The 11,928-nt window shown below is 38.9% G+C and carries 10 protein-coding genes; all 10 read left to right on the forward strand.

Annotated features, from left to right (window positions below; translation table 11 throughout):
* Positions 1-138: 138 nt before the first annotated feature.
* The 10 genes from rhaB to B5D30_RS01725 all read left to right on the forward strand — a co-directional run bounded on the left by rhaB (position 139) and on the right by B5D30_RS01725 (position 11,926).
* Positions 139-1,557, forward strand: a complete 1,419-nt coding sequence (gene rhaB, locus B5D30_RS01680; RefSeq protein WP_078806296.1) for a rhamnulokinase — start codon at positions 139-141, stop codon at positions 1,555-1,557.
* Between the two features lie 8 nt (positions 1,558-1,565).
* The gene (rhaA, locus tag B5D30_RS01685) at positions 1,566-2,840 is read left to right on the forward strand and encodes an L-rhamnose isomerase (protein ID WP_078806297.1); all 1,275 of its coding nucleotides are present in this window, start codon (positions 1,566-1,568) and stop codon (positions 2,838-2,840) included.
* A complete protein-coding gene (gene rhaD, locus B5D30_RS01690) occupies positions 2,841-3,668 on the forward strand; it encodes a rhamnulose-1-phosphate aldolase (RefSeq protein WP_078806298.1) in 828 nt (275 codons plus the stop codon).
* Positions 3,669-3,699: 31 nt separating this feature from the next.
* Positions 3,700-5,013: a glycoside hydrolase family 28 protein gene (locus B5D30_RS01695; protein WP_078806299.1), complete on the forward strand. Its 1,314-nt coding sequence runs from the start codon at positions 3,700-3,702 to the stop codon at positions 5,011-5,013.
* Position 5,014: 1 nt separating this feature from the next.
* The gene (gene uxaC, locus B5D30_RS01700; RefSeq protein ID WP_078806300.1) at positions 5,015-6,427 is read left to right on the forward strand and encodes a glucuronate isomerase; all 1,413 of its coding nucleotides are present in this window, start codon (positions 5,015-5,017) and stop codon (positions 6,425-6,427) included.
* Positions 6,420-8,393, forward strand: a complete 1,974-nt coding sequence (locus tag B5D30_RS01705; protein WP_078806301.1) for a hypothetical protein — start codon at positions 6,420-6,422, stop codon at positions 8,391-8,393. The genes uxaC and B5D30_RS01705 overlap by 8 nt, the downstream gene beginning before the upstream one ends.
* Before the next feature lie 47 nt (positions 8,394-8,440).
* On the forward strand, positions 8,441-9,301 hold the full coding sequence (locus B5D30_RS01710; protein WP_200806698.1) for a carbohydrate ABC transporter permease: 861 nt from the start codon (positions 8,441-8,443) through the stop codon (positions 9,299-9,301).
* Between the two features lie 243 nt (positions 9,302-9,544).
* Entirely contained in the window at positions 9,545-10,390 is an 846-nt protein-coding gene (locus B5D30_RS01715; RefSeq protein WP_078806303.1) for a carbohydrate ABC transporter permease, read from the forward strand.
* Positions 10,391-10,394: 4 nt separating this feature from the next.
* Positions 10,395-11,057, forward strand: a complete 663-nt coding sequence (locus B5D30_RS01720; protein WP_078806304.1) for a hypothetical protein — start codon at positions 10,395-10,397, stop codon at positions 11,055-11,057.
* On the forward strand, positions 11,054-11,926 hold the full coding sequence (locus B5D30_RS01725; RefSeq protein WP_078806305.1) for a glycoside hydrolase family 43 protein: 873 nt from the start codon (positions 11,054-11,056) through the stop codon (positions 11,924-11,926). Before B5D30_RS01720 ends, B5D30_RS01725 begins: the two co-directional genes overlap by 4 nt.
* Positions 11,927-11,928: the final 2 nt, after the last annotated feature.

Raw genomic sequence — 11,928 nt, forward strand, 5'->3', positions numbered from 1 at the left:
AATATAAAATATTGTAAACGATTTCGATAAAGGTAAAATAAAGAGTGAAAAGAAAAGCAAAGAGGGGCGGTTTGAAGTCTGTGGTAGTGAGCCGTGCCGTTCATAGCTAGAAACAGAAAAGCAAAGAAGGTTGAAATTATGCGAGATTATATTGCGATTGATATCGGAGCAAGTAGCGGTCGCTTAATTCATGGAAAAGTGGAAAGCGGAAAACTTACAATTAATGAAATTCATCGTTTTAAAAATAGTTTTTCTTTTGTCAATGGTCATGAACGTTGGGGACTTGATTTTCTAATTCAGCAAATTTTTCTTGGATTGGAAAAAGCGAAAAGACAAGGAATTGAGGAATGTTTTATAGGAATTGATACGTGGGCAATTGATTATGTCTTGCTCGATAAAATTGGTGAGCGTCTTGCGGATTCGATTAGCTATCGTGACAAACGTACGCAAAATAAAATAGAAGAATTTTGCCAGAGCATTTCAAAAGAAGAAATTTATAAGCGGACGGGGATTCAATTTTTGGAGTTTAACACGCTCTATCAATTATTTACCGAAGAACGTGAGCTTTTAGAAAAAGCGGATAAGTTATTATTGATTCCAGATTATATCGCTTATGTCTTGAGTGGAAAAATGGTTTTGGAAGAAACGAATGCTTCGACAACGCAATTGTTAAACATTCACGAAAGACGACTTGACTCACATCTTTTAGAGAAAGTGGGAGTAGAGGAAAATTTATTTCCTCCGCTAGTAAGTGCGGGTGAGCTATTAGGTGAAGTTTTGGACAAATGGCAAGAAGAGTATGATTTACCAAAAGCAAAAGTGATAACGGTAGCAACACATGACACGGCAAGTGCGGTAGTCGGTGTGCCAGCTATTTTCCCAGAGAAAAATTGGGCATATCTTTCAAGCGGGACATGGTCGTTAATTGGTATTGAAACAAACACACCAATCGTGACGGAATTAGGGTATGACTACAATTTCACAAATGAATGGGGAGCATATGGAACGTATCGTGTGCTGAAAAATATTATGGGGCTTTGGATTGTGCAAGAAATTCAGCGATTGTATGAAAATGGAAAATACACCTTTGCTCAAATGGCAACATTTGCCAAAGAAACACCGTTTTTTACCTCAATCATTGATGTCAATGACCCAATTTTTACCAATCCAGAAAATACGATTGAAACGATTCAGGAGCAATGTCGAAAAACTGGGCAAGTAGTGCCAAAAACAATTGGCGAGCTGACCAATTGTGTGTATTCTAGTCTTGTAAAGTGCTACCAGAAAGAACTCGGGCATATCGAGGAAGTGTTAGGAAAAAAAATCAACGCTCTTTATATCGTAGGTGGGGGTAGCAATGTGCGATTGCTGAATCAATTGATAGCAGATACGCTCGACCTGTCAGTTTACGCTGGACCAAGCGAGGCTACTGCAATTGGCAATTTAGCTGTTCAGATGATAGCAACGGGCGAAATCAAGGATAAAGATGAGGCTCGCAAGCTCATTGCTCATTCGCAAGAACTTCAAGTTTTTGAGCCAAATTATGTAAGAAAGTGAGAAAAGGAATGACACAAGAAAAAATAATGGAGAGATATTTAGATGCAAAAGAGCAGTATGAAAAAATAGGAGTGAATGTGGAAAATGCTTTAGAGCGATTGAGTGCAATCAAAATTTCCATTCATTGCTGGCAAGGAGATGATGTAAAAGGGTTTCTCAATCCAGACGGTGAGTTGACAGGAGGGATTTTGTCGACAGGAGATTATCCTTATGCAGCGAGAACACCTGAACAATTAAGACAAGATGCAGAATTGGCATTTTCACTTATCCCGGGACGTCACAAATTTAATTTACACGCACTTTATGTGGATACGGATGAAGAAGTAGATTTGAATGAAATTGAGCCGAGACATTTTGAAAAATGGGTTGCTTGGGCAAAAGAACAAGGAATTGGATTGGATTTTAATCCTACATTTTTTAGTCATCCAATGTATAAGGACGGCTTTACGCTTTCTCATCCAGATGATCGTGTTCGTTCGTTTTGGATTGAGCATGGGAAAAGAGCAAGGAAAGTTGCTGCTTATTTTGGGAAAGAATTAGGGCAACCTGCGTACAATAATTTTTGGGTGCCAGACTCTAGCAAAGACAATCCAATTGACCGGCTTTCACCGAGAAAACGGCTAATGGAGTCGCTTGATGAGATTTTTGAAGAAGAATATGACGAAAATTTGACGGTAGACACCATTGAGTCGAAAGTATTTGGAATTGGTGGAGAGGCTTATACGGTGGGAAGTCACGAGTTTTACATGGGGTATGGTTTGACTCGCAAAAAGACAATTTTAATGGATGCGGGGCATTATCACCCGACAGAAGTAATTTCCAATAAGATTTCAGCGTTATCGCTTTTTTCAGATAAACTCATGCTCCATGTAAGTCGCCCTGTTCGTTGGGATAGCGATCACGTGGTGATTATGGATGATGAATTACAAGAAATCATGCGGGAAATCGTTCGTGGCAATTTGCTTGAAAGAACAGCGATTGGACTTGATTTCTTTGACGGCACGATTAATCGTGTTGCAGCGTGGGTGGTCGGTGTGCATAATACGCAAAAGGCTTTGTTAAAAGCATTACTAGAACCAACGGAGGATTTGAAATCTGTTGAATTGTCGTTTGATTTCACCAGTCGACTCGTTCTGACTGAAGAATATAAAAACTTACCGTTTGGTGCGATTTGGGATTATTTCTGTCAAATAAATCACGTGCCAGTTGGGTTGGATTGGTATGAAATTGTGAAAAAATATGAAAAAGAAGTACAATCTACAAGAGAGGAAGTAGAAAATTAAATGTCTAAGGAAAATATCTTGACAGCACCATTTGTCAAAGAAATGATAGAAGCGACACAAAATATGTATCAAAAAGGTTGGGACGAGCGAAATGGAGGCAACATTACTTATCTATTGAACGAAGAAGACGTAGAAAAATATTTGGATCTAACGGAAGTAAAACGTGTGATTCCAACAATTTTTGATGCCAGCAAACTAGCAAATCGTTATTTTTTAGTAACAGGAAGTGGCAAATATTTTAAAAACGTACATTTGGCACCAGAGGAAAATATTGGGTTGATTCGTGTGCAGGAAAATGGGAAAAACCTAGATTTGTTGTGGGGGTTAGAAAACGGAGCAGTGCCGACAAGCGAGTTGCCAAGTCATTTTATGAGTCATATCGCTCGATTGTCCGTTGATAAAGAACACAAAATCGTCATGCACTGCCATGCAACACATTTGCTTGCCATGACATTTACGCACACTCCATGTGAAAAAGAATTGACAAGAACACTTTGGCAAATGTGTACGGAATGTTTGGTCGTCTTTCCAGAAGGTGTCTCCCTTCTTCCGTGGCTCATCCCCGGTACCAATGAGATTGGTGAGGCGACAGCAACTGCAATGAAAAACACTCGTTTAGTGCTTTGGGCATATCACGGAGTGTACGGAAGTGGTCGTGATATGGACGAGGTATTCGGTTTGATTGAAACTGCTGAAAAGGCAGCCGAAGTTTATACCTACGTGCAAGCTCAAGGTGGTGTGAAACAAACAATTACAGACGAAAATCTCTGGGCATTAGCGGAGGCATTTGGTGTAACACCACGAGAAAATTATTTGGAGAAAATATAAAAAACACTGAGTTTTTAGAAAGGGGAATTTAGTGGAAATCATTTATAATACGGAAGAATTTCCCACCATTCAAAAGGCGATTGATAGTATTCGAGAACACAACGGTGGAACGCTTATTTTTCCAAAAGGAGAGTATCAAACAACAGCGATCACTCTTTGTGACAATTTGACGATTGTTTTGGAAAAAGAAAGTAAGCTAATTTTCCAAGATGACCCAATGCTTTATGAGCCGATTTGGACTCGTTGGGAAGGGGTAGAGTGTTTTGCCATGCACCCGCTGATTTATGCTGAAAATGCGGAAAATCTCACGATTATAGGAGAAGGTGTGATTGACGGAAATGGAAAAAATTGGTGGAAGAAATTTGCAGAGATTGAGCAAGAGGATCGAACGACACCACGAGAAGACTATGAGTTACGTTTGGCAAAATTAAATCCTGATTATGCTAGTCGCACAGGTGGTGGTGCAAGACCGTCAACACAATTTCTCAGACCGCCATTGCTACAATTTTGGAAGAGCAAAAACATTACACTTGAAGGGATTACCATTCAAAATTCGCCATTTTGGACGGTTCATACGGTGTATAGTGAAAACATCAAGTTGAACAATCTTACGATTTATAATCCAGCAGATGCGATCAATACTGATGCGATAGACATTGACTCAAGTCGAGAAGTTTGGATTACGAATTGCTTGCTTGACGTGGGTGATGATGCGGTTACGCTGAAATCTGGCTCTGGTGCGGACGGACTTAGAATTAATTTGCCAACGGAAAATGTACGTGTGGAAAATTGTAAAATCCTTGCCAGTCATGGAGGAATTGCAATCGGTAGCGAGACGGCAGGAGGAATAAAGAATGTTGAGGTGAACAATTGTCTATTTGAGGGAACTCAGCGTGGCGTTCGATTAAAATCAAGGCGTGGACGTGGTGGAACGATTGAAAATATTCGGCTTAAAAATCTGGAAATGAACGCTTGTTGGTGTCCAATTGTGTTGAGTATGTATTTTGCTCCGGGTGTGTTACCGCATGAAGAAGAAGTGATTTTAAGTCCTCAAAGGCAAGCACAGACGCCTACAACGCCGTATATTCAAAACGTTTGGATCGAAAACATTCAAGCAAGTAATGTTCGTAGTACAGCAGCATTTATCGTAGGTTTACCAGAAGCTCCAATTTCTAAAGTGAACATAACCGATTTTGACTGGTCGCTTGCAAATAGTGAAGATTTACTTGAAACATGGAACAGCGAGGCAACAAAAGGATTATTTCACGATGAAAATCGGGGAATTAAAACAATTAATGTAAACAAACTTACAATCAATGGAGAAGAAGTGAAAGAAGGAGGATAAAATGTTTTTAAACGAAGATTTTTTGTTGGATAACGAAAGTGGGAAGAAATTGTTTCACGAAGTAGCAAAAAACATTCCAATTATTGATTATCATTGTCATTTAAGCCCAAAAGAAATGGTAGAAAACAAACCTTATCGTAATTTGACACATATTTGGCTAGGAGGTGATCACTATAAATGGCGATTAATGCGAGCAAATGGTGTGAATGAGCGGTATATCACAGGAGAGGCGGAGGATTTTGAGAAATTTCGTTATTTCGTCCGTTCTCTTCAAAAAGCAGCAGGCAACCCAATTTATGAATGGACACATTTAGAATTGAAACGATTTTTCGGTATTCATGAAGTGCTAAGTGAGGAAAATATAAAAGAAATCTGGGAAAAATGCAATGAAATGCTTGCAAAAGATGAATTTAGACCGAGAAGTTTAGTAGTGAAAAGCCGTGTGAAAGTCGTCTGTACGACAGATGATCCGATAGATAATTTAGCAGACCATGTACGATTAAAGGAACTTGAAAAGAATTTTCAAGTGTTGCCAACTTTTCGTCCAGATAAAGCGTTTCAGTTGCAAAAGGAGACGTTCTCGGATTATATTGATAAACTTAGTGCAATAACGGAAAAAGAAATTCAGTCGTTTGATGATGTTGTCAATGCTCTTGAAAAGCGATTGCTTTTTTTCAAAAAAAATGGCTGTAAATTGTCAGACCACGGTTTTGGTGCTATTCCACAATTGAAACGTTCTTGGTCGAGTGTTGAGCTAGATGTGGTACTCAATAAAGCATTGTTAAAAAAAGAATTGCTTGCGGAAGAAGTGGAGGCGTACCATTTTTCATTATTCCAACGATTAATGGCACTTTATTCCAAACACAATATTGTGATGCAATGGCATTTCAATTCTCCACGAGATTTTAATCAAGAAATGTATCAAAAACTTGGAGCAGATACAGGCTATGATGCGATTGGAGATGCGAGTGAAATTACACAATCAATGGGAAAAATGCTTGATATTGCAGCACAAAATGGAGGACTTCCTACGAGCATTTGGTATTCGTTAAATCCAAACGATTGGCTAAGTATTTTGACCGTCATGGGGTGTTTCCAAAATGGAAATGGGTACCAAAAACAACATTTAGGAAGTGGCTGGTGGTTCAACGACACCTACTCTGGCATGAGAAGGCAAATGACCGAGCTTGCGGAGCAAAGTTTATTTGGGAATTTTGTTGGTATGTTAACTGATTCACGAAGTTTTCTCAGTTATCCACGACATGAATATTTTAGACGTGTGCTATGTGGTTTAGTTGGAGAATGGGTGGAAAGTGGACGATTGCCTTATAGCGTAGCAGAACAAAGTGTTCGAGCGATTTCATTCCAAAACGCAAACAAGCTATTTTTCCGAGGGAGTATAGCAGATGATTGAGAGAGTGAGAAGGCAGAATCCGAAATTGACAGAAGTAGATTTTACTTCTCCGTTAAGCGTGGGGAATGGCGATTTTGCGATAAATGTTGACGTGACAGGTTTTCAAACATTGCATGAAGAATTTTTGGTTCATCACAATCCGCTTTGTACCCTATCCAATTGGGCATGGCACACTACACCTGATAAAAACGGGAAAACGTATCGCTATTCGGACTTAGTTTTGGACGAATATCCTTACAAGGAACGAGTAGTTCACTTGCCTGTTCATGCTCACAAAGGGAATGAAGAAGTTTACGAATGGTTGAGGAAAAATCCTCACAGAGCCAATTTAGCTATTTTTGAATTACGAGTAGACGGAGAAAAAATTACCTCTAAAGAGATTTTTGACATTGAGCAAATGTTAGAATTAGAACAAGGAATTGTTCGTTCAGAATATACGATAAAAGGTGAGAAATATCAAGTTGAAACGTTTGTAGATTGTGAAAGTGATACAGTGTTTTTCAAAATGAAAAGTGTAGCACTGCAAAATGGGCGTGCGAAAATTCTCTTGAGGTTGCCTTATCCCAATCATCAAATCAGTGCAGGAGAATTTAGTGAAAAAAGCACACAAACTGCGTATATTAAAGGTGTAGAGGGGAATCATCGCAAACAAATTCAACATATGTGTGATGAGTTTTCTACGTTCCTTGATTTTCACTCTGAAAAGTGTGTACTGACACAAACTGCCAAGACAGTTTTTGAAATTTCGACCAATGAAGAGGTGGCAGATTTCTCTGTTACATTTTCAAAAAATGCCCCTTCTGATTTCAATGAACATACGGAGGAAGTTAAAGTTCGGTTGAAAAAGTTTTGGCATGACTTTTGGACGAAAGGCGAAATTCCAACGTTTGACGTGACAGATGAGAAAATGCAAGAGTTAGAGCGTAGGGGGATTTTATCCATGTATCAATTGCGACTTCATTCTAGTGGAAAACTTCCGCCACAAGAAACGGGATTGCTTTGTAATTCTTGGTATGGAAAGTTTCACTTGGAGATGACTCTCTGGCATTTCGCTTGGGCGATTGAAACGAATCGAGTCGCACTTATCAAACCACAATTTTCTTGGTTTAAAAGTATTTTGCCACAAGCAAAATGGAACGCTGAAAAAAATGGTTTTAAAGGTGCAAGGTGGCCGAAAATGATTGGTCCAGACGCAATAGATTCTCCGTCCTTCATCGCTCCACTTCTCATTTGGCAACAGACACATATCGTGACATTGCTTGACTGGAGTAAGGAGAAAATAGCAGAAAGTGAACGTCTTGTTTTTCAAAAGGAATTTTGGGTGCTAGTCGAAGAGACGATTGATTTTGTTTGTGATTTTCTTTCCTACGATGAAAAAGAGGAGAAATATTGCCTAGTCTCGCCAATGATTCCGTCACAAGAAGAATTTGACCCGAACACTGTCTACAACCCGACATTTGAGCTTGCCTATTGGAAATACGGCATTTCTCAAGCGTTACGCTGGGCGGAAGATTTAGGAGAGAAAAAGCCTTTGTGGCAAGAGGTTTACCAAAAAATTGCCATTCCACAACCGACAAAAGAAGGATTGTATCCTTCGCATGAAAATGCACCAGATACTTTCCCGAACTACATGAAAGATCATCCAACACAACTGGCAATTCTTGGATTGTTTGACAATCCAGATGTGGAAATGACGGCTTTAGAACAAACGCTTTCTCGTGTGCTAAAGGATTGGGATGAGGAAAGTATGTGGGGGTGGGATTACGGCTATATGGCGTTATTGGCTGAAAAATTAGGCAACCGCACATTAGCTCTTGAGATTTTGCTCAAGGATTGTCCAAAAAATTATTATGCAAAAAATGGGCATAATTATCAAAGGGGACGGACAGACTTGCCAGCATACTTACCGGGAAATGGTTCGCTAGTTCTCGCGGTAAGTCGAATATTTACTAATACAACAACCTAAGAAAAGAGGCGAGAATTTTGAAAAGTAACAGTCGATTAAAAAATTTTATGAATAACGAAAACGTTGTCGGGTATGTTTTTTCTTCTCCGTTTATTATCGGATTTTTAATGGTAACGTTTATTCCGATGATGGTTTCGTTTTACTATTCGTTTACCGACTTTAAATTAGGCGGCGAGGCGAATATTACAGGATTTGCCAACTACATTCGTTTGTTTGAAGATGAACGATTTTTCAACTCAGTAAAGGCGACATTCATTTATGTCGGTTTATCTGTACCGTTGAAATTGGCATTTGCCTTGTTTGTTGCCTACTTGCTCACACGAAAAATTCGTGGGGTAACATTGTATCGTTCGCTCTACTATGTACCAAGTCTTATCGGCGGAAGTATCGCAGTAGCATTGGTCTGGAAAGAATTATTCTCTAAAACAGGTCTTGTTAACGTACTGCTTAACAGCGTTGGAATGGAGAGCTTGTCATGGTTTGGAGACAAAAAACTCGCCATGATTCCGCTTGTTTTAATGACCGTCTGGCAATTTGGTTCAAGTATGATTATTTTTGCCGCTGGTCTAAAGGAAATTCCTTCCTCTTATTATGAGGCAGCAACAATTGACGGAGCAAATAAATTACAATCATTCTTCAAAATCACGCTTCCGCTATTGTCACCTATCATTTTATACAATTTGGTTATGCAGACAATTAGTGCATTTATGAGCTTTACACAAGCCTTTGTTATCACAAAAGGTGGACCACAAGACTCAACCAACTTTTATGCACTCTATGTTTACAACCACGCATTCAAGTATTACGACATGGGTTACGCCAGTGCAATGAGCTGGGTAATGCTCGTCGTCATGAGCTTGGTAACATTGTTAATCTTTAAATCATCAAAAAAATGGGTGAAAGTATAAAAAAAGCGAAGGATTGCGGTAAGAATTTTGTCGCAGTGAGTGGTGTCATTTACTTGCTACTACACTTCGTTTCGCATACAGTCTTTCTAAGAATCAAAGATTCTTGAAAGACTAGCATTGAAACGTCAGTTTCAAGTGACACCCCGAACAGCGACCAAAATTCTGCAATCCGTAGCTAGATTAAAAAAAGCGAAGGATTGCGGTAAGAATTTTGTCGCAGTGATCTAGATTAAGGAGGAAGTTATGTATTTTAGAAATCAAAAAATAAAACGAGTATTATTGCACGCTTTCATTATTGTTTTTGGTCTTTGTATGATTTATCCAGTATTGTGGATGATTGCAGGGTCATTGAAAAATAACAATGAAATTTTAAATAGTGCATTGAATTTAATTCCAACGACTTTCCGTTGGGAGAATTTCCAAAACGGTTGGAAAGGGTTTGGTGGTATTAGCTTTGGTACTTTTTTCATCAACTCAATCATCGTTTCATCTGTTTCTACTTTAGGAACAGTATTGAGTTCAGCGTGTGTGGCATATGCGTTGACACGTATCAATTTTAAAGGGAAAAAAATCTGGTTTGCCGTTATGTTAGCAACGATGATGATTCCGACCCAAGTTATTTTGATTCCACAATATTTGATTTGGAATCAACTAGGTATGGTGGGTACTTACGTTCCGCTTGTTTTACCACATTGGTTTGGGCAGGCATTTTTCATCTATCAAATGATGCAGTTTATGGTAAGTATTCCGACAGAACTTGATGAGGCAGCATACATGGACGGTTGTAGCAAATATTCAATTTTTGCACGAGTGATTTTCCCACTCCTCAAACCAGCGATTGTAACAACCGTCATCATTCAGTTTTATTGGAAATGGGATGATTTCCTAGGACCATTGGTTTATCTGGACAAACCAGCGAGCTATACCGTTTCGCTCGCCCTTAAAATGTTTGCCGATACCGCCAGTAGAACCGATTTTGGTGCAATGTTTGCAATGAGTACTTTGTCCTTGCTCCCTGTATTTTTGATTTTCTTGTTCTTCAACAAGTATTTAGTAGAAGGTATCAGCACGAGCGGACTGAAAGGATAACAATATGGATAAAGGTAAGGGAATTGAAGAAAAACTGTTTTATCGGATTTTTTCAAGATTGTATAACTTTTTGCTACTCAATATTTGTTTCACGATTGGTTTATTGCCATTAGCAGTGCTGCTATTTTTGCCAATACAAGCAGTAACAGTTGTGTTGATAAAATTACTTGTCAGTTTTACTTATCTGCAACTCTTACTTTATGCTTTGCTTTATACGACAAAGGAAGTTGTCCTTGAACAACGTGTGAAACTTTTTGCAAGATTTTTACGGCACTTCCTTTTCGCGATCAAAAAGAAACTCAAAATGAGCGTTTTGCATAGTTTATTGCTTTTGTGGGTAAGTCTAGACATTTATTTTGTACTTGTGATAGCCAAAATTTATTTACTCTTACCATTTATGGCAGTTTTACTATTAATGGTTTGTAGTAGTGCGATTGAGCAAATGTTTGAGCGTGAGATGAACTTTCACGTGAAAGCTATGGCAAGAGCGGCGTTTAGAAAATTATTCGTGAACTTTCTAGGACTTTTGCTCTTAGGCATTGGTGTTGTTGTATTTGAACACCATGTATTCTTTTGCCTATTGATACTACCGTCTATTTTGGGAAGTGTATATTTACATCTTAGAAATTACAAAAGAGTCGTAGTTGCAAGCGAGGTAAGAGAATGAAAGTAGAAGAAATCAACCTACGTGACCCGTTTGTCTTAGCTTACGAGGGCGTGTACTACCTTTATGGCACAAGAGGGTACAATTGCTGGGAACAACCAGAAGATTTATCTACCTTGGGATTTGATGTTTACACGAGCAAAGATTTACAAAATTGGAGTGACCCAATCGAGATTTTCCGCTATACAGATGAATTTTGGGGTGATCAAAATTTTTGGGCACCGGAAGTTCATCACTATCAAGGAAAATTTTATATGTTTGCCTCATTTACAGCGAAAAACAAATGCCGTGGCACGCAAATTCTCGTTTCCAATAGTCCTCTTGGGCCGTTTGTCCCGCATAGTGAGGAGAGTATTACCCCAAAAAATTGGGAGTGTTTGGACGGCACGCTTTATGTGGATGAACAAAATATTCCGCATTTAATCTTTTGTCATGAATGGGTACAAATTCGTGACGGCACTATTTGCTCGGTAGAATTGTCGCAAGACTTGCGAGAAAGAGTAGGAGAAGTCAAAGAGCTTTTTCACGCCTCAACACCGTCATGGGCAGAAAAAAATGCTCAACGTTTCGTAACAGACGGGCCGTGCGTTTATAAAGCAAGCGATAACTCTCTTTGTTTGTTTTGGTCGTCGCTAAAAGGTACGGAGTATGTAGAAGCGATTTCTTTTAGTGAAAATGGGCAATTGGACGGAAAGTGGCAACACGCAAAAGAGCTGTTCTTTAGCTCTGACGGAGGGCATGGAATGCTTTTCAAAGGATTTGATGAAGAAATGTACTTTACCTTACATCAGCCAAACGAAAGAGAAAAAGAGCATCCAGTCTTTATCAAAATATCAGAAGAGGAAATACTATCTTTTAAAAAAGATAAGTAAAT

Origin of the sequence: Pilibacter termitis, assembly GCF_900167335.1 — a bacterium.
Classification (GTDB): Bacteria; Bacillota; Bacilli; order Lactobacillales; family Streptococcaceae; genus Pilibacter; species Pilibacter termitis.

Excerpts from the sequence above, each read along its gene's own strand:
- B5D30_RS01725 (WP_078806305.1), top strand. The coding sequence starts at position 11,054 with ATGAAAGTAGAAGAAATCAACCTACGTGACCCGTTTGTCTTAGCTTAC.
- rhaD (WP_078806298.1), top strand. The coding sequence starts at position 2,841 with ATGTCTAAGGAAAATATCTTGACAGCACCATTTGTCAAAGAAATGATA.
- B5D30_RS01705 (WP_078806301.1), top strand. The coding sequence starts at position 6,420 with ATGATTGAGAGAGTGAGAAGGCAGAATCCGAAATTGACAGAAGTAGAT.
- rhaA (WP_078806297.1), top strand. The coding sequence starts at position 1,566 with ATGACACAAGAAAAAATAATGGAGAGATATTTAGATGCAAAAGAGCAG.
- rhaB (WP_078806296.1), top strand. The coding sequence starts at position 139 with ATGCGAGATTATATTGCGATTGATATCGGAGCAAGTAGCGGTCGCTTA.
- B5D30_RS01720 (WP_078806304.1), top strand. The coding sequence starts at position 10,395 with ATGGATAAAGGTAAGGGAATTGAAGAAAAACTGTTTTATCGGATTTTT.
- B5D30_RS01710 (WP_200806698.1), top strand. The coding sequence starts at position 8,441 with ATGAATAACGAAAACGTTGTCGGGTATGTTTTTTCTTCTCCGTTTATT.
- uxaC (WP_078806300.1), top strand. The coding sequence starts at position 5,015 with ATGTTTTTAAACGAAGATTTTTTGTTGGATAACGAAAGTGGGAAGAAA.
- B5D30_RS01715 (WP_078806303.1), top strand. The coding sequence starts at position 9,545 with ATGTATTTTAGAAATCAAAAAATAAAACGAGTATTATTGCACGCTTTC.